Raw genomic sequence first — 22,290 nt, forward strand, 5'->3', positions numbered from 1 at the left:
AAGGCTACAGGGGCACATCCCTTTGCATGCGGATCACAGCCCTGGCAGTGGCGGCGGATCCTCCGTCAGGGCTGACGCGTCGTCCGGAACCACCAGATCCAGCATGCTTTCCACGGGGGCTTCGCCCATCGCGACAAGGAGCTCATTGATTGACATCTGCCCGGCAAGTTCACCCGGATGTTCCTCTTCCATACATAGAACATATGTGCGAACTCCGCGTGCAGCGGAGAAGGACACGCGGCAACACCGTGATCCCGGACGGTACGCGGCTCGAGTCAGTGCCGGAACCTAGGCAGTACCGCTCCGGCTGGTCCACGATGGAAGTGCACCCCCTTGCGAGAGAAGGACACCATGACAACGCTGAAGGAACGCCTGCATGGCGACGTCGTTGCACACCTGAAAGAGCACAACAAGGTGGCCCTGGGCACCGTGCGCAGCGTCCTGGGCGAGATCGAGACCCGAGAAAAGTCCGGGAAGACACCTGTCGAACTGGACGACGCGCAGGTGACGGCACTGCTGCAGAAGGAGGCGGCAAAGCGGCGCGACACCGCCCGCATCTATACGGAAGCCGGCGAAACGGAACGGGCAGCCGCGGAGATCGCCGAGGCGGAGGTCATTGAGGCGTACCTGCCGAAGGCTCTCACCGCTGCCGAGGTGGAAAGCATCGTCGACGACGTCATCGAGGGCCTGCGGGCGGAGGGCACGGAATTGTCGGTGCGGCACATGGGCGCTGTGATGAAGCCAGTGACCGCGCGGGTGGCAGGCCGCTTCGACGGCAAGGCAGTGAGTGACATCGTCCGTCAGCGGCTCGCCTGACTGATCGACAGCCACCGGCAATGGGAGGACGATTGAGGTACACCCACTGTTAGGAGGTCGGTGATGTGCTATTCATCGTGTGAGGGATGGCGGAATTACAGGAAAGAAGCGGCCAGGGAAGCCGAGGGACGCCCGGAATCAAAGCCGGCCGAGACCCCTGATCCCCAGGTGCAGGCAGAGGAATCCAGGATGTGGGCCTACCTCGCCCGGCTGCAGGAAGCCGGTGAGAAAGACCGCATCCGCGAGAACGCGTAAGCACACGAAGAAAGGCGCCGCCGGTGCGGAGCCTTTCTTCATGTCCTTGTCGCTACTGGAAGCCGGTTGCTATATCCCGGCCGATTTCCCCGAGCAGTGCGGCGGACAACCCGGGGTCCCTGGACGAGTCCCGGTCCGTGTAATCCGCCAGGGCATAGATCCGGGCCAGGTCCATCTCCGACCAGCGTTCCCTGGGGAGCAGGGACCTCCCGGCCACCGCGATGATCGGCCGGCCAGCGGACCTCCTGGCGACGGCCGCCGGAAGTTTGCCGGCCAGGGTCTGTTCATCGATGCTGCCTTCGCCGGTGATGACGACGTCGCAGCTGTCCTTGCGGTGATCGAAGTCCAGCAGGTCCAGGAAGTAGTCGGCGCCGGAGACCTGTTTCGCTCCGAGCAGCAGGCAGGCGTAGCCGATGCCGCCCGCGCTGCCCGCTCCCTCGTGTCGCGCAAAGCCCCTGGCATTGGCCACTCCGGAGTCCTCCATCATGGCGATCAGGTTCTCCAGGCCGCTGTCCAGGTCCGCGACTTCCCGGGGACCTGCGCCCTTTTGGGGACCGAACACCGCGGCGGCACCATCCGGTCCGGTCAGGGGGTTGCGGACATCGCTGGCGGCCACGAGCTCGATGCCGGCGAGTTCCGGAAGGGGCGAATGCCGGACCGAGCGGATCTTTGCGAGGTCCCGCCCGCTGCCGGAGAGCTCTCCGCCCGCCGCGTCCAGGAAGCGGTAACCCAGTGCGCCGAGCATGCCCACTCCGCCGTCCGTGCTGGAACTGCCGCCGAGGGCCAGGACGATCTCTGCAGGGCGAAGGCTGAGCGCGAACAGAACCGCTTCGCCGAATCCGCGGCTCGATGCGTCCAGCGGTTCCAGCCTGCCTTGCGGGAGAAGTGCCAGCCCGCAGGTGTTCGCTACCTCCACAACTGCCGTCACGCCGTCGAACGCTATGCCCGCCTGGACCGGCCGGCCTGTGGGGCCGGTGACGGTGACGGTGTGGCGGGTGAAGCCGGAGGCGACGGCGGCGTCGACGCTGCCGTCACCTCCGTCCGCGAGGGGAAGGAGCTCGCAGTGCACCGTCCCGGCACGGCCGGACAAGTCGGGTGCTGAACGAAGCCCGGCGGCCAGGGCGTCGGCAACTTCAGCGGCGGTGAGGCTGCCTTTGAACTTGTCGGGCGCGATCAGGGTCCGGAGGGTTTTCGGGGCGGTGGTGTTGTTCATGTCAGACGGATTCCGAGTAGGCGGGGCGGCGCTCAGCGGGAGTGGGGGGAACGGCGTCGGCGGCGTGCCGGGGTGCCGGGTCCTGCCTTGGGTCTTCTTCCGCGGCGGGGTGCTTGGGGCCGTGGTGGCCGTATTCGGTGAGGTCGTCGTCGATGTCGGTGACTTCGTCCAGGTGGACCGGGTCTTCGGTGGGCATCGGTTCGACGGTTTCGCCGTTGAAGACCCGGCGGACGCGGTCGGCGTCGAGGGTGCGGTCCCACCAGGCGATGAACAGCGTGGCCACGGCGTTGCCGGTGAAGTTGACGATGGCCCGGCATTCGGACATGAACTTGTCGATGCCGAAGATCAGCATGATGCCGGCGGCCGGGATGGTGCCCAGGGTGGTGAGCGTGGCGGTGAGTGCGATGAAGCCACCGCCGGCGACGCCTGCTGCGCCCTTGGAGGTCAGGAGCATGACGGCGAGCAGGCCCAGCTGCTGGCCGATGCTCAGGTCGGTGTTGGTGGCCTGGGCGATGTAGAGGGCGGCGAGGGAGAGGTAGATGGCGGCGCCGTCGAGGTTGAAGCTGTACCCGGTGGGGACGACCAGGCCCACGGTTTCCTTCTTGACGCCGGCGTGCTCGAGCTTGCGCATGAGGCCCGGCAGGGCAGGTTCTGCAGTGGAGGTGCCCAGGATGAGCATGTATTCCTCTTTGAGGTGGCGGATCATCTTGAAGATATTCAGCTTCAGGAAGGCCATGATCGAGCCGAGGACCACCACTACGAACAGGATGGAGGTGATGTAGAACAGGGCGATCAGTCCGCCCATGCTGGTCAGAGAGGAGACGCCGAACTTGCCCACGGCGTAGGCCATGGCGCCGAAGGCACCCACCGGGGCAGCTTTCATGATGAAGCTCAGGATTTTGAACATCACGCCGGTGAGGCGCTGCACGCCCTCGAGCACGGGGGCGCCGACCTTGCCCATGGCGTTCAGGGCGATGCCGAAGACGACGGCGATGAAGATGATCTGCAGGATGTTGCCCTCAACGAAGGGTGCCACCATGCTTTCGGGGATGATGTGGGTCAGGAATTCCCACCATTCCTGGTGCTGGCCGGCGTCGATCAGCTTGGCGGCGGATTCGGAGGTTTCGATCTTGCTGGCGTCGGCGTTGACCCCGTCGCCGAGACGGAACAGGTTGATGGCCACCAGGCCGAAGACCATGGCGCAGATGGTGCCGATCTGGAAGTAGGTGAGGGCCTTCAGGCCCGTCATTCCCACCTTTTTCAGGTCGGCGACGCTGGCGATGCCGCCGACGATGGTGAGGAAGACGATGGGGCCGATCAGCATCTTCATCGCGTCGACGAATGTGGTGCCGATGGGTTCCATGGCGATGCCCACACTCGGGGTCAGCCAGCCAACGAGGATGCCGACAACGATGGCGGTCAGGACCCAGAAGTACAGTTGCCGGTACCAGCGCGTCTTGGGTGCCGGCGCCGCGTGGCCGGTGGTGATGTGTTCCATGATTCCTACCTCATTGTGGAATTTCTTTGGATCAAGTCTGATGGGTGGATGTTCGACGGCGGCGGTCAGGCCGCCCGCGGAGGTCCCTTCCCAACGCTCGCACGCTCGCGTCGGGGCCCTGGGGACCCGCTTAGGAAGGGGCCTCCGCGGAAAAGTTGGAACTAGACGGCGGCAGGCGCGAGGGTGAGTGCGTCGATAATCGCCCCGGTGACGTCTTCAGTGTTGGAGTCGCCTCCGACGTCGCGGGTCAGGTGGCCGGAGCCGGTGGCTGCTTCGATCGCGGCCTCGACGCGGCGGGCTTCCTCGTGCAGGCCGAAGTGGTCCAGCATGAGGGCTGCGCTGGCGATGGCACCGATCGGGTTGCTGATGCCCTTGCCGGCGATGTCCGGGGCGGAGCCGTGCACCGGTTCGAACATGGACGGGAAGCGGCGCTCCGGGTTCAGGTTGGCGCTGGCGGCCAGGCCGAGGCTGCCGGCGAGGGCCGAGCCGAGGTCGGAGAGGATGTCGGCGTTCAGGTTGGAGGCGACCACCACGGAGAGGTCCTCGGGCTTGAGGATGAACTTGGCGCTCATGGCGTCCACCAGGACACTTTCGGTCTGGACGTCGGGGTAGTCGAGGGCGACACGCTGGAAGGTTTCGTCCCAGAGGACCATGCCGTACTGCTGGGCGTTGGACTTCGTGACCGAGGAGACCTTCTTGACGGTGCGGGTGCGGGCGAGGTCGAAGGCGAACCGCATGATGCGCTCGCAGCCCTTTTCGGTGAACAGCGCCGTCTGCAGGGCCACCTCGTTGCCCGGGCCGCGGCCGCTGAGGTTGCGGCCGCCCAGGCCCGCGTACTCGCCTTCGCTGTTTTCGCGGACCACGATCCAGTCGAGCTCGGTGTTGTCTGCCTTGCGGAGCGGAGACTGTACGCCGGGCAGGAACTTGACCGGGCGGATGTTGGCCCACTGGTCGAAGTTCTGCGTGATGTTCAGGCGCAGGCCCCACAGGCTCACGTGGTCCGGCACGTTCTCCCAGCCGACGGCGCCGAAGTAGATGGCGTCAAAGTCCTTGAGCGCGTCCAGTCCCTTGGGGTCCATCATCTGGCCGGTCTTCTCGTAGTATCCGCAGCCCCAGGGGAACTCGGTCCAGTCGAAGGCGAACTTGCCGTTGGCGTTCTCAGCTAGGGCGTCCAGGACGCGGCGGCCTGCGGCGACGACTTCCTTGCCCACGCCGTCTGCGGGGATGGATGCGATGCTGAATTTCTGGGTGGCGGTCATGTGACTGTCTCCTCGTTGAGTGTTCTGGCAGTGCGTTCCTGTTATCGCGATCACACTGTTTTCTTCCTCTTCAAGTAGAGGCCACAGCCGGTTCATGCGTCCAAGACCAAGATTCAATCCGGTAAATAGGCTCAGCCTATGAGCGGCGGTTGGTCGAGCGAGGTCAGGCAATGCCCGCCTCCTGCGAGGCATGCCGTTCCGCAACCTTCAGGAACGCGCTCGCAGCCGGTGTTAGGCCCTCCTTCCTGCTCAGAATGGCCACATCCAGGTGGGAGACCGGCTCGATCTGCGCCGTGCGGAGTCCGGCCTTGTGGGCGGTCGGAGCCCACGAGGAAGGCATGACCGCGTGGCCGACCCCAGCCAGCACCAGGGGCAGGATGGACGTCCGGTGCGCGACTTCAACGACGATTTCGACTTCGACGCCGTGGGCCAGGGCATCATCCACGAGCCAGCGCATCAGTGATCCGCGCTGGCTGGCGATCAGCCGGTGGCCGCCCAAATCCTCACGCTGAAGGGTGGCACCCGCAGGGAACGTGTCCGCCCGCGGGTTGATGATGAGGATCAACGGCTGGCGTTCAAGATCCAGGACGTTGACCCCCGGAACCCGGATGGGGCTGGATGATCCAGCCAGACCAATCTCGGTGCTGCCGGTGCGCACTGATTCAATGACCTCCTCAGGCGTGAAGGCCGCGCTTACGTTGAGGCGGACCTCCGGATGCAAGCCGGTGAAGGCGGCAATCATCGAGGTGAGCGGTTCGATGCCGGGGGAGGGCATGGTGGTGATGTCCAGCCGGCCGCTCCGGACGCCGCGCAGTGCCTGCACTGCGGACTGGGCGGCGTCCAGGTCCCGCATGACCAGGCGGGCCGGGCCCACGAGTTCCTTCCCCGCTTCGCTGAGGACGGCCCTTCGGCCGATGCGGTGGAACAGGGGCACGCCCAGGTCCTTCTCCAGGCTGGCAATGGTCTGGGACAGGGACGGCTGTGCAATAAGGAGGTGTTCCGCGGCGCGGTTGAATCCGTCGTGGTCCACCACGGCCAGAAAATACTTCAGCTTCCGCGTGTCCACGCTGGCTCCTTTACCGGTACGGTTCCTCGTCGCCCCGGACACGGTCCTGCAAGGCTTCAGGGGGCCTGGTCTCCGGGGCACTGATAGCGTACGCCTATCAGTGCCTTCGGTTGATCCGCTGGCATACTCGGACCATGGCCGTCACCTTCGAATGCATCTCACGGACAACCCTGGGCGTGACGGAGCTGTTTGACCTGTCCCGGAGCATCGACGCGCACAGGGACTCGATGGCCCGTTCCCGGGAGAAAGCCGTTGCGGGCGTGACCTCCGGGCTCATCTCCCTGGGCGAGGAGGTGACCTGGCGCGCCTGGCACTTCGGGCTGCCTATAAGCATGACCAGCCGGATTACCGAGATGCAGGCACCGCACTACTTCGTTGATGAGCAGGTCCGGGGGCCGTTCCTTCGTTTCCGGCACGTCCACGAGTTCAGCGAGGAACCGGCCGGAACCGTGATGGTGGACCGCATTCATTTTGCCGCGCCGTTCGGAATCCTGGGACGAGTGGCGGAGAAACTCTTCCTGGCGCGCTATCTCCGCGGGCTTATCGAAACCCGCAACCGGCACCTGACCGGAAACCAGACTCCGCTCACCGGCCCGCGATGAGTTCCGCAGCCCGCACCAGTTCTTCCTCGTGGTTGTAGAAGTGGGGTGCCAGCCGGATCCGGCCGGCACGGACGGACACGACCACGTTCGCCAGCTGCAACCGGGCCATGACGGCGTCCGCATCGCTGACCGGAACCGAGATGATGGTGGAGCGGTGCTTCTCGGGATAAAGCCGGTAGCTGACCCCCTCTCCTTCCAGTGCGCTCTGCAGATGGCGGGCAAGTTGTGCGTTGCGCTCGAGGATGGCGCCGATGCCCAATCCATGGATGACAGCGAGCGCGGCCCGGTCAGCGAGGGCCGGAAACCACGCCAGGGACGCATCCAGCTTTGACGCGGTAGAGGAAAGTTCCATGGCCGGGCCCAGGAAGCTCTCGAACGGCTCGCGGGCAGCCTTCCACCCTGCCAGGACCGGTTGGAGGCGATCGATGAGCCCGGGCCGGACGTAGAGGTAGCCCATGCCCCGCGACCCGAGCAGGAATTTATGGCTGGCGGTGGCCAGGAAGTCCACGCTGTCGTGCACCACGTCAAGGGGGACCGCGCCGGCCGCCTGGCAGGCGTCAACAAAGAACCAGGCGCCTGAGCCGGCTGCAATACGGCTGATCGAGGCCAGGTCGGCACGGAACCCGGTGACGGGGTGAACCGCGCTTACCGCGATCAGGCGCGTTCCGCCGTCGGCTGCCCTGGCGAGGGCCTCGGCCGGGACGATATCCTCTTCCGCAGCAACAGCGCGCACGTCGTAGCCCCGCTCCCTGAGCAGGAGCCAGGGGTAGTAGTTGGAGGCGAATTCGTTCGCTGCCACCACAATGTTTTCGCCTGTTCTGGCGGGCGGCAGATTGGCGGCCACGATCCCTGCGGCGGTGCTGACGGCGGGGACGATGGCAATGTCCGCCGCATTGGCCCCGATGATCTCTGCGAACATGCAGCGGGCCTCCTCGCCCGCCTGCTCTGCTTCCATCCAGTCGAAGCCCCCCGTCGACCAGCGTTCGACTGCCCGCTCATACGCTTCCCTGACAGGGGTGCAGCCGACGCAGGTGGTGGCGGTGTTGAGGTAGATGGTGTCTTTGAGCCCGGGGAAAAGCCCGCTGATGTCAGAGAGGTTCATTTGCTCCCGCCGCCTTTCACACGATGGCCGCCCCCTGCGGATTATTATCCCGTTCACCGCCGCAGCCAGTCACCGCGGTTGCCTTCTTTCCAGTACCGGTGACGAGCGGTAGTGTTGGCGCCCTGCAAGGAGCACACCGGAAAGCGGGAGCCACCATGGCGCAGTCAGAGATCGCCCGAGCCATCACGACGTCGCGGGAATACCTTACCGAGCAGCCGGACAAGGCTCGCTCCCGCGATTCGAGGGCCACCGCGGTGTTGGGAGACGGACTGTCCGTACGGGTGGAAGGGCCACACGGCTGGTCCCTGGTTACCGATATGGGCGCCGGGGTCGGCGGCAAGGGTGCTGGTCCTACTCCCGGCTGGTTGCTGCGCTCGGCAGCCGCTTCCTGCCTCGCCTCGCTCATCGCCATGCGGGCTGCAGAGCTGGGAATAGCACTTTCACGCCTCGTGGTCGAAGTCGACAGCGAGTCCGATGAGCGGGGCCTCCTTGCCCTCACGGACGGCGTTCCCGCGGGGCCCCTGCGACTGCGGACGGCCGTCCACCTTGCCGCGCACAATACCGACGCGGCGGTTCTTGAGGACATGGTTCGCTGGGCGGACGAACACTCACCCGTCGATGACGCGATCCGCCGCTCAGTGCCGGTTGAGCTGATTATCCAGGCCGGCTGAATTCCGGAAGCAAAGCCCGCGGCCACTCCAACGTTGGTCTGGACTGCCCGCCAGCCCGCGTATATTAGCTTCGGGCTAATCGCGAGACTGGGGGACGGATGCCGCTTCGTTTATGGACGCATGCAAAACAACGGGCGCTGGCGTCGGCAACCACGTTTTCGGCAGTAGGACTGCTGGTTGCGGCAGCGGTTATCCACCCAGGGTTTAAGGAAACGCACGTCGACCTCAACGACGGCGGCGTGTGGGTAACCAATTCCGAGCTGAACCTGGTAGGCCACCTGAACTTCCAGTCGAAAACGCTGGACGGTGGCCTCATGGCCGCCAGTTCTGATTTCGACATCCTCCAGCACAGCAGCAGTGTGCTCGTCGCGGACCGCGGCAATGCATCCCTGGGCAGGGTCCAGGTTTCTACCGTCACCCTTGAACCTCCCCAGCAGTTGCCGGGAACCGCCGTCCCGGCTTTCGGGGAAAAGGCCGTCGCCGTGGCTGATCCGGCGTCGGGCAGTCTCTGGGTGACCGAGAGCAGCGTGCTCGGCTCCATCGACTTCGCTTCACAGGAACCCGCCGTCAGCGACGCCCAGGGGATCGTCGCAACGGTAGGAGTTGACGACGTCGTGCACGCAGCGGATCCGGCACGCGGGGCGGTGACCACCCTGCGTGTGGATGCGACCGGGGGAGTGGACTCCCGCGACAGCGTCCAGTACGCACAGATCCGCAACAAAGAAAACCTCCAGGTGGCCGCCGTCGGGGACAAGCCGGTCGTGTTCGACGCCGAAGGCGGATTCCTTCATCTTCCCGGAGGCCGGGTGACGCAGGTGCCGGACGCGGCAGGGGCGCAGCTGCAGCAAAGCGGCCCCGCCTCAGACTTTGTCGCCGTCGCCACCAAGAAGGGCCTCATCAGGCAGCCACTGGACGGCTCCGCCGCGACGGTTGTAGACGCTGGAACGACCGGAACCCCCGCCACTCCGGTCCACGTCAACGGCTGCGTTTATGCCGCATGGTCAGGGCAAGGCAAGTACCTGCGCGAATGCACAAACCCCGCAGACAACAGCCGCGCCGACATTCCCGGCGTAAGCGCCCGGTCCCAGCTGGTCTTCCGCGTGAACCGCGACATCGTGGTCCTCAATGACGTCACGTCCGGCAACGTCTGGCTGGTCACCGAGAACATGAGGCTCGTAGCCAACTGGGATGAGATCATTCCTCCGCCGGACAAGACCGAGGACCAGGACGACCCAGCTGCCGATGACAACCCGGTGGACACCCTCCCGGACCGCACGAAGGAGAACCGTCCGCCCTCGGCGGTAGATGACCAGTTCGGCGTGCGCCCCGGCAGGACCACCGTCCTGCCCATCCTGGATAACGACTCGGACCCGGACGGTGACGTCCTCACCGTCCAGCTCCAGGGCGACAACCCCGCCGCCGGAACCGTGCAGTCGGTCTACAACGGCACCGGCCTGCAGGTGAAAGTGCCGGCAGATGCGACCGGAACGTCGCGGTTCCAGTACCAGGCCAGTGACGGCCGCGGCGGCACGGCCGGAGCCACGGTCAGCCTGACGGTGAAGGATGCTGCCAGCAACGAGCCGCCGAAACAAAGGCGCGTGCCCACGATCATCCTGGAACAGGGCAAGAGCATCTCCCAGAACGTCCTCACGGACTGGAGAGATCCCGACGGCGACGACCTGCTGCTGCTGGGCGCCCGGCCTACCCGGGAAGGCGACCAGGTGCGGACCCGGGCGGACGGCCTGTTGACGTTCCAGGACGTGGGATCCGCCCTTGGGAAAAAAGACGTAGCGATCATCGTCTCTGACGGACGGGACCAGGTCGAGGGCACCGTGGTGGTGGACGTACGGGCCAAGGGCGACCTTCCGCCGAAAGCCAACGCGGACCACGTTGCGGGAACCGCCGGCCAGGACATCCTGGTTTCTCCCCTGAAGAACGACAGCGACCCCACCGGGGAAGGGCTGCGGCTCACACGCGTGGCAGGCCCCCCGGGGCAGGAGATCACCCCCGACTACCGGACCGGGACGTTCACCTTCCGTGCAGCCAATCCCGGCACGTATTACGCCACGTATCTGGTGACCAACGGGCCGCACAGCTCCGAGGGGCTGGTGCGGATGGACGTCAAAGCCGCCGCCGCCGGGAGCGGGGGACCGGTGGCCGTCGCTGATGTCGCGCTGCTTCCCGCGGGTGGCGAAGTGCTCGTGGACGCGCTCGCCAACGACTCGGATCCGGCCGGAGGCGTCCTCGTCATCCAGTCCGTTGGTCTTCCACGGAACTCAGCGGTGGCCGTCGCTGTGGTGAATCATCAGATCCTGCGCATCACGGACGTCCGTGGGCTGACGGCGCCCACCAGCCTGACCTACACCGTGTCCAACGGCGTGGCCAGCTCAACGGGCGAGGTGACCATCCTGCCCATTCCGGCGCCCGCCAAACTGGTCCCGCCCGTCGCAGCCCCGGATGAAATCACCGTCCGCGCCAACGACGTGGCCACCATCGCCGTTCTCGCCAACGACTCCCACCCCAACGGCGCCAAGCTGAAGCTCAAGCCGGTCCTGGTGCAGGGAATCGACTCCGCCCAGGGCTTCCTGGCCGTCTCCGGGGACGTGCTGCGGTTCAAGGCGGGGAACGCCGGCGGAACAGTGCACGCAATCTACGCTGTGTCCGGCCCTGACGGCCAGGAAGACTCCGCGCAGGTGACCATCCACATCCGGGCAGCGGGCGCGAACTCGAGGCCGCTTCCGCAGCACGTCACCGGCAGGGTCGTCGCCGGCAACACGACGAGAATCGCCATTCCCCTGGACGGCATCGATCCCGACGGCGACTCCGTCACCCTGGTGGGGCTGGAGCAGGCACCACGCAAGGGAACTGCGGCGGTGGGAGCCCACTATGTGGAGTACACGGCTCCGGCGAACGCGTCCGGACAGGACACGTTCTCCTACGTGGTGGAGGACCGCTTCGGAGCGCGGTCCACAGCGCGGGTGAGCGTGGGTGTTGCACCCGCCCCTGGGTCCAACCAGAGCCCTGTGGCTGTTGAGGACAGCATCACGGTCCTCCCCGGCCGGCACGTGTCAGTGGACGTGCTGGCCAATGATTCCGATCCCGACGGCGACAATGTCAGCCTCGCCGCCAATCGGCTGGAAGCTGCACCGGAGTTGAAGGCCTCTGTCATCGACGGGCGGGTGCAGCTAACCGCCCCAACGCCTTCCGGACCAACCGCCACGGCGATTGTCCGTTACCAAATCAGCGACCGCCGCGGCGGCACCGCCGTCGGAACCCTGAAAGTCCACGTGCGCAGCGATGCCGCCACCCTGGCCCCCATCGCCCGGGACGACCGAGTGACCTTTGCCGAAACTCTGGGTAAGACGGTGGTCGACGTTCCCGTGCTGAAAAACGACGAAGACCCGGACGGAGTGGCCGCCGAACTGAAGATCACCTTCCCGCAGGCAGCACCCACCGCCAGCGTCTCTGCTCCCGGGAAGGTAGCCGTGCGGCTGGAAAGCCAGCCACAGATCGTTGCGTACACCGTAACGGACATGGACAAGCTCAGCTCAACGGCCTTCATCCTGGTACCAGGCCTGGACGGGCAGGCACCCGCGCTGAAAAGCACGGCGCCGCTGGAAGTTGTCAGCGGCCAGCAACTCACCATGAACCTTCATGACCTCGTGGTGGTCCGCCCCGGCAAGAGCCCCCGAGTCACACAGGATTCCAAGGTCCAGGCGGTAGCTTCCAACGGAGCGCCGCTGGTGAAGGACGCGACCACCATTATGTTCACGTCTGCCGACGACTACTCCGGTCCGGCGGCAGTGTCCCTGGAAGTGACGGACGGCGCAAGCGCGGACGACCCCGACGGGCGTAAAGCGGTACTGACGATCGGCATCAACGTCCTGCCCGACCCTGCCCGGAACCATCCTCCAACGTTCCCGTCAGGCACCCTCGACGCTGCCGTGGGCGAGGAAGCAACGCTGGACTTGCGCCAGGTGGCTTCGGACGTGGACGAAGCAGACCAGGACAGGCTCACCTTTGCCCTGCAGGGCAAAATCCCCGCCGGGATCAGGGCCGCCCTGGACGGCAGCGTCTTCAAGGCCACCGTCGACGGCGCGGCCAAGGGAAGCAGGATTACCGTGCCCGTCACCGTCACGGACGGGCGCAGCGCACCGGTTAAGGGGGCCGTGGACGTCCGCGTGGTCGCGTCGAACCGTCCGCTGGCGGCAGCGAACGACGACGTCATCGCCAGCGCCCGCGCCGGCCAGTCCCAGCGGGTGCAGGTGCTGGACAATGACGTCAACCCGTTCCCGGAAACACCGCTGAAAGTCCTCAGCGCCGCCGTCGAAACCGGGACGGGCACCGCGGCAGTGGAAGGTGACACGGTCACGGTGACACCCGCCGGGGATTTCGTGGGCACCATGGTGGTCGGCTACCGGGTCCAGGACAAGACCCAGGACGCCGAGCGCGAAATCGACGGCCGGATCCGGCTCACGGTCAAAGACAAACCGGATGCGCCGTCCACGCCGACCGTCGGAGAGGTACGCGACCGCACCGTGGTCCTCAACTGGTCCCCTCCCGCCAACAACGGAGCAGCGATCACCGGTTACAAGGTCAGCGGCAGCGGAGGATTCTCGCAGCAGTGCCCCGCCACCACGTGCACACTGACGGGCCTGACCAACAACGTGGAATACACCTTCACCGTGGTTGCCACCAACGAGGTGGGTGATTCGGCACCATCACCTGCTTCCGCACCGGCACGCCCGGATGCAAAACCGGACACCCCGGCGGCACCCACGCTGGTTTTCGGAGACAAGTCGCTCACAGTTAACTGGGTAGCGCCGAGGAGCCCGGGCTCGCCGGTGGAGAGCTACAACCTGGAGATCTCACCGGCACCCCCGGGAGGAAACGCACGGGCAAGCCGGGTCACGGGAACTTCCTACCGGTGGGCGGGACTGCAGAACGGAACGCCCTACCAGGTGCGGATCCAGGCCTCCAACAAGGCGCCTGACCCCTCCGAATGGAGCGCATATTCGGCCAGCATGATCCCTGCCGGCGTCCCGGGGGCTCCCGGCAAACCCGCCACCACACGTTCCACCTCCGGCGGGGCGGATTCGATCATGCTGGTGTCGTGGGCTCCGGCAGCGAACAACGGTGCTTCGATTGACACGTACACCGTCAACGCCATGCAGGGAGGATCTACAGTGGCGAGCACCACGGTCTCCGGCAGCCAGCTGAGCGTGCCCGTGACCGTCGGCAACTCCGCGACCGACTACACCTTCACCGTGGCGGCGAAAAACAAGGCCGGCACTTCAGCGGCTAGTCCGCCGTCGGACCCCCGCCGCGCCTTCGGCACCCCTGGAGCTGTCCCCGGCGTCCGCGCTGATCCGCTCGACAACGCGGTGCAGCTTTCCTTTGGTGAGGCCGCTGGCAACGGGGCGACCCCCAGCTACCAGTACCAAGTCAACGGAGGCGGCTTCACGGCGGTGCCGGCCGACAAGGTTATCCGGACCGGCGTGCCCAACAACGGCAACTACACCATCGGGGTGCGGGCCGTGAACAGCATGGATGGTGCCACCTATGAAGGGCCGGTCACCAATTCCAACCCCGTGGCACCGTACGGCAAACCGCATGCCGCGAGCGTCAACCCGGTGACAGTCACCACGACAGTGAGGTTCGACGTCGGCGCCGTCGTCAACAACGGACGTCCCGTGGTGGCACTCGAGTACCAGTCATCGGACGGGAAGTCGGGCACGCTGGGAGCCGGCGGGGGATCCGTCACCACCGGCAACGGGTACGACCAGACCATCTCCATCACCGTGACGGTGGTGGATGACCTGGGCCAGCGGACAGCCGTTTCGGCAAGCGGCACGACAGCCCCGGCGAAGTATCTCGTGGTGGACAACGGCACAGCGAGTCCCGGTACCTGCGAATGGCCTACGAACAGCACCTCCGCCCCGGACACGGCGGCGAACTGCGCCGCGGGCGGCGGAACGTTCGTGGCTCAGGGCACCAGGGTGCAGGTCCAGTGCGTGACCACCGGCGCCTCATACACCATCTACGACGGAGCGACCGGCCGCCCCACCGGGACCACCAGCAACGTCTGGTACAAGGTGATCAACGACCTGTGGATCCGTCCCACGGACGGACCTGTGGATTCGGGAGTACCGGCCTGCTGATGACAACACCAGTTCCCGCCCTGGATCGGCCCGTGGCGGCATCATGATGGTTTCAGCGCTGGACGCGATCCTGGGCGGGATATTGGCCCCGGCCTTGCCAGGAATCAGTGCCGGGGCGCCGCCAGTCTCGCAGGCGTGATCTGCATTTACCTGTTCACAGTGGCGCTCCTGGTGGCCAGCATCCTGGTCCCATCGGTGGTGATGGGCCGGGCGCGGCAGTCCTTCCGGCAACGCATCCGTGCGAACCCTGATCTCCGCAGGGCTGTAGAAGACGACCTCGCCTCTTGGCGCGCCGCCTACGGTAACGCAAGCTATGGCCCGCTCTGAACGGAGTGACAGCCGGGGGAGGCCGGCCCGCTGGCCGGTCTCTCACCCGTGGTCAGGAAGAATGGACGTCGTGACTTACCCGGATACCGCCGTACCCCGAAAATTTCAGACCTTCTGGACCAGCCTTGGAGGCTTCGCGTTCGTCGCGCTGTTGCTCCTGACCGGACCCGTGATGATCGGGATCGGATCCTCGATGACCGACTCGGATGAGGATCTCGCGCGCACGGGGACCCAGGTCACCGGCACCATCGTTGACTTCGACGACGTCCGGAAGGCGTCGAACCGGGACATCACGGTGGAGTATATGTCGGCTGACGGCGTGACCCGCCGCACCTTTGCAAATGTGGATCACGAGCAGCACCCCGAGGTCGGGGACTACGTCACCGTGATCTACAGCGATTCGAATCCTGGAAAGGCAGTCGTGGTGGGCTACGAAAGCGACGGCGTCTCCGTCGGCGGTATCGGTGCTCTGTTCACGCTGGTATTCACCATCCCACTGGGCGTGATCCTCATCATCAAACAGTTCCGGAGGCGCCCGAAACAGCGCACCGCCTGAGTGGCAACGAGAAGCCCCAGCACGATGAACGTGCCGGGGCTTCTTCATGTTCTGGGACCGGCTATCCGTGGAGTGCCGCTACGGCCTTTGATGCTGCCTGGATGCTTTCCCAGCCGCACCGGCCTGCCGCAACAGTCCGGGCGTCCAGAGCGACGCCCTTGTTCTGCAGGATGGCCACCAGGGTCGCGTTGACAATGTCCTCTCGCAGTTCGTTCAGCCAGGGCCCGCGGATGACCGGCATCACCGGGACGCGGGCGCGGATCGTCAGGAGGTGCCCGCCGGCCAGGGCCGCCACGAGGCAGAGGATCCCGACGATCAGGAGCTTCAGGTAGTTCTCCTGGTCGGTGGCCACGATGTACGCCGGTGGGGCGATCAGGGCCAGCAGGAGCCCGAGGCGCAGGGCCAGGATTTCGCGGGCGCTGCCGGACGCCTTGCGTCGGGCTACCAGGCCGGCCAGCTGCTGATCCCGGACTGCCTGGGCCTTCAGCCGCCACTGCCGCTGGGAGCCCAGGTGAAGCTTGACGAGCTCGCGGGCGGCCGCCAGCTCCTCCGGGTTGTCCTGCCGCAGGGCGGCCAGGGCCGGGGCCTGAGTGTCGGCCCAGGCACTGCCCAGGCGGCGGTCGATGGCGGCGGCCATGTCGTCCAGGCCCAGGCGAGCGGCGCCTTCTGCGGCTTCTTCGACGCGGACGGTAGACGGCGATGCAATGCCGGCACGTGATGCCTCGGTCCGGTGCCCGTAGCGTGGCGAGCCGTCGGCGAGGTGGTATTGATTGCTCATGATTTTCCCCATGGATGTAGTCCGGAAGTGCTGGTTGTTCATCTGATGCACTTCCGGCGGGACGGCCACCGTGGCCTGCCCGTCACCATTGTGCGGTACGGCGCCCAGGGTGAAGCTGACCGCCGGTTTCGTTACGCCCCGGCCGGCTCTGTGTGGTTGGTGCGCAGGTCCTGCGAAATCCTGGCGACGTAGCGGATATAGTTCCAGCCGCGGGACAGGGCGGCCGTAGAGGCGATGTCTGCTGATCGGGGGCCTCGGCGAAGCTGTACCGCCACTGATCCCCGCGGGAGTAAGGTTCGAGGGCCTGAGCCTGATGCAAGCGATCGCCCCCGTGCGGCAATCAGGGCGCCGTGCAGGTCAACGTGCCGTGGTCATACCTGAGATCTTCGGTTCCGGAGAGGAAGTCCGTCTCGAAGATGCACGTGGTTCCATCGGAGAAAGTTGTGGTGCTTGTTCCATCAAGTTTGATGACGTTTGCCTCGAAGAAGAGTCCGTCTGTATATGAGGCAAAGACACTGACGAACTTGTGGGCCCCCGTCGACGTGGTGGTCTCACCGCGGTGGGTTGTCGTGTCGGAGAACTCGCTCTCGCCCTGGATGATGACCACGCCAGACGGTGTCCGAACTTCGATGCTCCGCTGGCTGCCTTCAAAGCAGGACACCAGGCCCATCTCGTCATCTATGAAGCAGTTGTCGTACGTGAATGTTTGCCTGCCTTCGGTGCTGGCCGCGTTGGCCGGCAACGCACCGGCCGCCATCAGGAGCGCCGCTGCTCCCAATCCTGCCGTTGCCACTCGCGCTGACTTACCAAACGTTGCCACGCGCGCTGATTTACCAAACATGATGATTCCCCCCGGATCCTGTTTTAGGGCACCTCATCCCGGCACCTCTGGCCGAAGCCTATGGGGTGCCGACTTCCACCGTCAACGGCGGCCGTTGCCGATTCAGGGGTGCAGGGTCGGGGCGTGCGTCCATGGAAGAGGCGTTCATGCATTGTGGGCATCAACTTGCGATGCTTCCAGAGCATGCCGTCAGGGCCCAGCAGGACCATGGTGTTATAGAGACTTCCGGGCTTGTCCGATTCCCGTTCGTTCACCCCGAGCATGCAGTACATCATGTGTTCGGCACACGCCCTGATTAACCGGTCAATGTGGGGGCCGGGGACGTCCACGGAGTTGGCCCAGAGACGGGCCCACATCTCATCGAATCCGTCGAACCGGGCCGCCTGATGAGCCCACACGCCCGATGGGTACAGGGGGATGAACGTTTCAGGGAAAACGGCAAGCTTCACACCCTGGGCTGATGCCTCACCCAGGAGGCGGACCGCTTTTGCCACCGTTGCCTCCGCATCGAGGATTACCGGTGTGGCCTGGATTGCAGCGATGCGCGCATTTCCTGCTGGCATAACGAAACGTTGGCACGCAGTCCACGCCCCGTCAACGGCCACTTGTTGGGGCAGCTCAGACCGGTCCACCGGACGCAATACGTAACGGAAGCGTTCTTTCTTTTCCTCCGCCAGCCCGCTCCAGATCCATAACAGTCCGGAGATGCCCGCGCAGGGCCACATTCCGACAGACGGCTGGCTGGTCCCCGACGCTGCGCCGCAGAGGCGTGGCTGCAGAAACGACAAAACCCCGGGAATCCAGTGGATTCCCGGGGTTTTCCCTTTGTGCGCGGAGGGGGACTTGAACCCCCACCCCCTTTCGAGGACTAGCACCTCAAGCTAGCGCGTCTGCCATTCCGCCACCCGCGCAGGTGGTATTTCGAAGGTCTCTCTCCGCCTTTCAGCAGTTCATCGCTCTCCGAAGCAGCGAGAAAAACTCTAACACGAACTTTCGGCAAACATGGAATCGAGTCGACTGGGTAGGCTGAACCTGGACGTTCAGGCAGCCAAAAGCCGCCTAAACCCGCATGATTCCGCGTTTTCCCTGCATCAAGGAGTGATCAATGTCTCACGTTCGGCCAGAGGATGAAGTCGTCACCATCTGCCAGGAGCTCATCCGCATCGATTCATCCAACTACGGTGACGGCTCGGGTCCCGGAGAACGTGCGGCGGCCGAATACACAGCAGGCCTGATCAGTGAGGTGGGGCTGGACGCCGAGATATTCGAGTCTGAGCCAGGCCGGGCCAGCGTCGTCACCCGGATGGCAGGGGAGGACCCTTCGGCAAGCGCCCTGGTGGTCCACGGCCATCTCGACGTGGTTCCCGCCCTGCGCGAGCAGTGGTCCGTGGACCCCTTCGGCGCTGAACTCAAGGACGGGTTGATCTGGGGCCGCGGCGCCGTGGACATGAAGGACATGGACGCCATGATCCTGTCCGTCCTGCGCGACTTTGCCCGCACCGGACGCAAGCCCAAGCGGGACATCATCTTTGCCTTCTTCGCAGACGAAGAGGCCGGCGGAGTCCACGGCTCCCAGTACGCGGTCAAGCACCGGCCCGAACTCTTCGAAGGGGCCACAGAGGCCATCTCCGAGGTGGGCGGTTTCTCTGCCACCATCGGCGGCCAGCGCACCTACCTGCTCCAGACCGCAGAGAAAGGCATCTCCTGGCTGCGGCTGGTAGCCCACGGCCGCGCCGGCCACGGGTCCCAGATCAGCACTGACAACGCCATCACCCGGCTCGCGGCCGCAGTGACCCGGATCGGTGAGTACGAGTGGCCCATCGAGCTGACCGACACCACCCGCCAGTTCCTCGACGGCGTGACAGAACTGACCGGCGTCGAATTCGACCCCGACAATCCGGAGCGGCTCCTGAAGGAACTGGGCACGGTGTCCCGCTTCGTCGGGGCCACGCTGCAGAACACCTCCAACCCGACACTCCTCAGAGGCGGCTACAAGCACAACGTCATTCCCGAATCCGCCGAGGCGCTCGTGGACTGCCGCACCCTTCCCGGCCAGCAGGAGCACGTCCTGGAGATCGTCCGGGAGCTGGCCGGCAGCGGCGTGGACGTCAGCTACGTCCACCAGGATGTCTCCCTCGAGGTGCCCTTCTCCGGCAACCTCGTGGACTCCATGATTGATGCCCTGCACTCGGAGGACCCCGGGGCGAAGGTCCTGCCGTACACGCTGTCCGGGGGAACCGACAATAAGGCCCTCAGCAAGCTCGGCATCACCGGCTACGGCTTCGCACCCCTGCAGCTGCCGGACGACCTTGACTTCACCGGCATGTTCCATGGCGTGGATGAGCGGGTCCCGGCGGAGTCGCTGAAGTTCGGCGCACGCGTTCTGAACACGCTCCTCACCAACTACTGAGGCCCACCGTGGATCCCGAACAGCTGCTGCCCGACAGCCTGCTCGAGCGGCTCAGGGGGAGGGCTGCGGAGTACGACGAGCAAAACCGCTTTTTCACCGAGGATCTTGAGGAACTTTCCGCTGCCGGGTACCTGTTGCTTTTCGTGCCGGAGTCCGACGGCGGGGCGGGCCTAGGCCTGGAAGCTGCGGCCCGCTGTCAGCGGCGGTTGGCGACGGCGGCCCCGGCCACCGCGCTGGCGATCAACATGCATCTGGTCTGGACAGGGGTGGCGCGCGTCCTGGCCGACCGCGGCGACATGTCCCTGGACTTCGTGCTGCAGGAGGCCGCTGCAGGCGAAATCTTCGCGTTCGGCAACTCAGAGGCCGGCAACGACTCCGTTCTTTTCGACTCACTGACGGAGGCAACCCCCCTGCGTGACGGCAGCTACTCATTCAAGGGCCCCAAGATCTTCACGAGCCTTTCCCCGGCGTGGACCCGCCTGGGCATCTTCGGCAAGGACGCTGCCGCACGCGACGGTGAAGGCGAGCTGGTGCACGGCTTCATCCGGCGGGACACTGCCGGCTACCGGATCCTGGAGGACTGGAACACCCTGGGAATGCGCGCCAGCCAGTCGAACACCACCGTCCTGGAAGGCGCCCTTGTTCCGCAGGAACGCATCTTCCGGAAGCTGCCGGTGGGGCCCAACGCGGATCCGCTGATCTTCGCGATCTTCGCGTGTTTTGAAACCCTGCTGGCCGCCGTCTACACCGGCATCGGGGAACGCGCCCTCGTGCTCGCCGTGGAAGCCGCCAAGCGCCGGACATCGTTCAAGAACAGGGGCCGGAGCCTCGCCCAGGACCCGGATATCCGCTGGAAGGTGGCCGAGGCTGCCCTCGCCATGGATGCCCTGTACCCCCAGCTTTCGGTGGTGGCCAGGGACGTGGACACTTTGGCGGACCACGGCAGCCAGTGGTTTCCCAAGCTCGTGGGCGTCAAGCTGCGGGCGACTGAAACCGCCCGGACGGTGGTGGACCTCGCCATCCGGATCTCCGGCGGCTCCAGCTACTTCAGGGGATCCGAGCTCGAGCGCCTGTACCGTGACGTCCTGGCCGGGATGTTCCACCCCTCAGACGACGAGTCGGCGCACAACACGGTGGCCAACGCCTGGCTGGGGCCGCTCGAAGACCGGGGCTCAACCGGGCATTAGCCGGACAGCGCGGATGCGGGCGCACACCATCGCGGTGCGCGCCCGCCGGGCCGGAGCGGCCTAGACTGTGCGCTGCACCTGGGTGACGCGGCGGCGAAGCCAGAAGCGCCTGCCGCCGCCCACATACAGCCTGCTGCGCTCGAGTTCCCACTTGCCGTACTCGGAGTGTTCCACGAGCCGGCGCCGGGCTTCGGGCAGGGAATCGTCAGGACCAACGGTCAATACGAGGTACTCGTATTGCCGTGCATAATCCCGTTCCCGCAGGACTGAGCTGGTCAGAAAATGTTCCTTCATTGCTCTCCATTTTCGCCCTTTTCCCGCTAACGTGAAGGCATGAGCATCGATCCGCGTGTCGCGCTTCAGTCCTTGACCGCCGCATTGGAAGAACACCTTGCAGCCGCCTCAGCCCGCCGCGGGGATGGTGACCCCTCAGTGGAGTCGGCATTTTTTGCAGTGGCCGATGCCTTCGAAGTCTATGAGGACGCCCTCTATGAGGCCTACAACGAAGTGACGCCGCTCCAGGTTTTCGATGACGAAGAAGACGAAGACGAGGACGAAGAAGCGGACGACGAGGATCTGGAGATCGTCGAGGAGTAGCCCGGCTAGACCTGCGTGCTGGAGACATCCTCGAGGGCGCGGGCAATCTCAGCCGGCAGCGGCGTGAGCTGGGCGTCCAGAATTTCCTTCAGCTGGACGGGAGTGCGCGCGCCCACGATGGCCGTCGCCACACCATGCCGCGACAACAGCCAACTCAGCGCGACATCGAGGGAAGACCGCCCGAGTCCGCGGGCCGCCATGGCAACAGCTTCCACCACCTGCGACGAGGGCTGCTCAAGGTAGGCCTCCACGTACGTGGCCAGCCGCGTGCCGGCTGCCCGGGAATCGGAGGGCACATGGCCGCGGTACTTGCCGGTGAGGACGCCGCGGCCCAGCGGCGCCCACGCCATCAGCCCGAGGCCGGCGTCTTCGATGGCCGGCACCAGCTCGGCCTCCGGCCTGCGGCGCAGCAGCGAATACTCGGACTGGTTGGCCACGAGGGGAAACCCGGCGAGTGCGGCGGCTTTGGCCGTCTGCCAGCCGTTGTAGTTTGCGATTCCCGCATAGCGGGCCCGTCCGCTGCGGACTGCGAAGTCAAGGGCGGACAGCGTCTCCTCGAGCGGCACGTTGGGGTCCCACGCCTGGGCGAGCCAAAGGTCCACGTAGTCGGTGCCGAGCCGGGCAAGGCTTGCATCGAGGCCGGACAGCATGGCGTTCCGTGACGCGTCCACGCGCTGCCGCCCGTCCGACGGCGTCACCCCGGCTTTAGTGGAGATGACCACTTCCGTGCGGGAGACGACGTCGCCCAGCATCGACCCGAGCATGGCTTCCGCCTGGCCGTCAGCGTACGAGGCCGCGGTGTCCACGAGGGTCCCGCCGGCGTCCACGAAGGTGCGCAGCAGCTCCGAGGCATCCTGCTCGTCCGTTTCGCGGGACCAGGACATGGTGCCCAGAGAAAGGGAGGAGGCGCGTAGGCCGCTGTTGCCAATGTAACGCTGCTGCATAGCAGCT

The 22,290-nt window shown here is 65.6% G+C and carries 21 protein-coding genes and 1 tRNA gene; 10 read left to right on the forward strand and 12 right to left on the reverse strand.

Annotated elements, in window-relative coordinates; all coding sequences use genetic code 11:
- Positions 1-33: 33 nt before the first annotated feature.
- On the reverse strand, positions 34-192 hold the full coding sequence (locus tag ACFTR6_RS03345; RefSeq protein WP_157365223.1) for a hypothetical protein: 159 nt from the start codon (positions 190-192) through the stop codon (positions 34-36).
- 159 nt (positions 193-351) lie between these two features.
- Between ACFTR6_RS03345 and ACFTR6_RS03350 the strand changes: the two genes are divergently transcribed.
- On the forward strand, positions 352-816 hold the full coding sequence (locus tag ACFTR6_RS03350; RefSeq protein WP_377956878.1) for a GatB/YqeY domain-containing protein: 465 nt from the start codon (positions 352-354) through the stop codon (positions 814-816).
- Positions 817-879: 63 nt separating this feature from the next.
- Positions 880-1,071, forward strand: a complete 192-nt coding sequence (locus ACFTR6_RS03355; protein ID WP_377956879.1) for a hypothetical protein — start codon at positions 880-882, stop codon at positions 1,069-1,071.
- 52 nt (positions 1,072-1,123) lie between these two features.
- On the opposite strand, the gene ACFTR6_RS03360 is transcribed toward ACFTR6_RS03355, so the two are convergent.
- From ACFTR6_RS03360 to ACFTR6_RS03375, 4 genes are all read right to left on the reverse strand, one after another.
- A complete protein-coding gene (locus tag ACFTR6_RS03360; RefSeq protein WP_377956880.1) occupies positions 1,124-2,284 on the reverse strand; it encodes a glycerate kinase in 1,161 nt (386 codons plus the stop codon).
- A 1-nt stretch (position 2,285) separates the two neighbouring features.
- Positions 2,286-3,782, reverse strand: a complete 1,497-nt coding sequence (dctA, locus tag ACFTR6_RS03365) for a C4-dicarboxylate transporter DctA (RefSeq protein ID WP_377956881.1) — start codon at positions 3,780-3,782, stop codon at positions 2,286-2,288.
- 161 nt (positions 3,783-3,943) lie between these two features.
- Positions 3,944-5,041, reverse strand: coding sequence for a tartrate dehydrogenase (locus ACFTR6_RS03370; protein ID WP_377956882.1), 1,098 nt, complete (start codon positions 5,039-5,041; stop codon positions 3,944-3,946).
- 163 nt (positions 5,042-5,204) lie between these two features.
- Positions 5,205-6,107, reverse strand: coding sequence for a LysR family transcriptional regulator (locus ACFTR6_RS03375; RefSeq protein WP_377956883.1), 903 nt, complete (start codon positions 6,105-6,107; stop codon positions 5,205-5,207).
- A 134-nt stretch (positions 6,108-6,241) separates the two neighbouring features.
- Between ACFTR6_RS03375 and ACFTR6_RS03380 the strand changes: the two genes are divergently transcribed.
- Positions 6,242-6,709 (forward strand): cyclase, encoded by a 468-nt coding sequence (locus tag ACFTR6_RS03380; RefSeq protein WP_377956884.1) that lies wholly within the window; start codon positions 6,242-6,244, stop codon positions 6,707-6,709.
- Here the strand turns inward: ACFTR6_RS03380 and ACFTR6_RS03385 are convergent.
- Positions 6,693-7,811 (reverse strand): aminotransferase class V-fold PLP-dependent enzyme, encoded by a 1,119-nt coding sequence (locus tag ACFTR6_RS03385; protein WP_377956885.1) that lies wholly within the window; start codon positions 7,809-7,811, stop codon positions 6,693-6,695. The two genes, ACFTR6_RS03380 and ACFTR6_RS03385, sit on opposite strands and share 17 nt — an antisense overlap.
- A 155-nt stretch (positions 7,812-7,966) precedes the next feature.
- On the opposite strand from ACFTR6_RS03385, the gene ACFTR6_RS03390 reads away from it, so the two are divergent.
- The 4 genes from ACFTR6_RS03390 to ACFTR6_RS03405 all read left to right on the forward strand — a co-directional run bounded on the left by ACFTR6_RS03390 (position 7,967) and on the right by ACFTR6_RS03405 (position 15,526).
- Positions 7,967-8,482 (forward strand): OsmC family protein, encoded by a 516-nt coding sequence (locus ACFTR6_RS03390; protein WP_377956886.1) that lies wholly within the window; start codon positions 7,967-7,969, stop codon positions 8,480-8,482.
- A gap of 98 nt (positions 8,483-8,580) precedes the next feature.
- Positions 8,581-14,643, forward strand: a complete 6,063-nt coding sequence (locus ACFTR6_RS03395) for an Ig-like domain-containing protein (RefSeq protein WP_377956887.1) — start codon at positions 8,581-8,583, stop codon at positions 14,641-14,643.
- Between the two features lie 135 nt (positions 14,644-14,778).
- Positions 14,779-14,970 carry a hypothetical protein gene (locus ACFTR6_RS03400; RefSeq protein WP_377956888.1) on the forward strand — a complete coding sequence of 64 codons (192 nt, stop codon included), beginning with the start codon at positions 14,779-14,781 and terminating at the stop codon, positions 14,968-14,970.
- A gap of 61 nt (positions 14,971-15,031) precedes the next feature.
- A complete protein-coding gene (locus ACFTR6_RS03405) occupies positions 15,032-15,526 on the forward strand; it encodes a DUF3592 domain-containing protein (protein ID WP_377956889.1) in 495 nt (164 codons plus the stop codon).
- 61 nt (positions 15,527-15,587) lie between these two features.
- Here ACFTR6_RS03405 and ACFTR6_RS03410 read toward each other — a convergent pair whose 3' ends face one another.
- The 4 genes from ACFTR6_RS03410 to ACFTR6_RS03425 all read right to left on the reverse strand — a co-directional run bounded on the left by ACFTR6_RS03410 (position 15,588) and on the right by ACFTR6_RS03425 (position 18,056).
- Positions 15,588-16,304, reverse strand: coding sequence for a hypothetical protein (locus ACFTR6_RS03410; RefSeq protein WP_377956890.1), 717 nt, complete (start codon positions 16,302-16,304; stop codon positions 15,588-15,590).
- A 340-nt stretch (positions 16,305-16,644) separates the two neighbouring features.
- Entirely contained in the window at positions 16,645-17,097 is a 453-nt protein-coding gene (locus ACFTR6_RS03415; protein ID WP_377956891.1) for a hypothetical protein, read from the reverse strand.
- Between the two features lie 71 nt (positions 17,098-17,168).
- Positions 17,169-17,708, reverse strand: a complete 540-nt coding sequence (locus tag ACFTR6_RS03420; RefSeq protein WP_377956893.1) for a nitrilase-related carbon-nitrogen hydrolase — start codon at positions 17,706-17,708, stop codon at positions 17,169-17,171.
- A 265-nt stretch (positions 17,709-17,973) separates the two neighbouring features.
- Positions 17,974-18,056, reverse strand: a tRNA-Leu gene (locus ACFTR6_RS03425).
- A 194-nt stretch (positions 18,057-18,250) separates the two neighbouring features.
- Between ACFTR6_RS03425 and ACFTR6_RS03430 the strand changes: the two genes are divergently transcribed.
- Positions 18,251-19,555, forward strand: coding sequence for a M20/M25/M40 family metallo-hydrolase (locus tag ACFTR6_RS03430; protein ID WP_377956894.1), 1,305 nt, complete (start codon positions 18,251-18,253; stop codon positions 19,553-19,555).
- 8 nt (positions 19,556-19,563) lie between these two features.
- Entirely contained in the window at positions 19,564-20,742 is a 1,179-nt protein-coding gene (locus ACFTR6_RS03435) for an acyl-CoA dehydrogenase family protein (protein WP_377956895.1), read from the forward strand.
- A gap of 60 nt (positions 20,743-20,802) precedes the next feature.
- Here the strand turns inward: ACFTR6_RS03435 and ACFTR6_RS03440 are convergent, their stop codons facing one another.
- Positions 20,803-21,036 carry a DUF5703 family protein gene (locus ACFTR6_RS03440; protein WP_003802269.1) on the reverse strand — a complete coding sequence of 78 codons (234 nt, stop codon included), beginning with the start codon at positions 21,034-21,036 and terminating at the stop codon, positions 20,803-20,805.
- 39 nt (positions 21,037-21,075) lie between these two features.
- Here ACFTR6_RS03440 and ACFTR6_RS03445 point away from each other — a divergent pair, with 39 nt between their 5' ends.
- Positions 21,076-21,339 (forward strand): hypothetical protein, encoded by a 264-nt coding sequence (locus ACFTR6_RS03445; protein WP_076802951.1) that lies wholly within the window; start codon positions 21,076-21,078, stop codon positions 21,337-21,339.
- 5 nt (positions 21,340-21,344) lie between these two features.
- Here ACFTR6_RS03445 and ACFTR6_RS03450 read toward each other — a convergent pair whose 3' ends face one another.
- On the reverse strand, positions 21,345-22,283 hold the full coding sequence (locus ACFTR6_RS03450; protein ID WP_076802949.1) for an aldo/keto reductase: 939 nt from the start codon (positions 22,281-22,283) through the stop codon (positions 21,345-21,347).
- Positions 22,284-22,290: the final 7 nt, after the last annotated feature.

Source organism: Arthrobacter sp. NPDC057009 (assembly GCF_042673905.1).
In the GTDB taxonomy this organism is placed as follows: Bacteria; Actinomycetota; Actinomycetes; order Actinomycetales; family Micrococcaceae; genus Arthrobacter.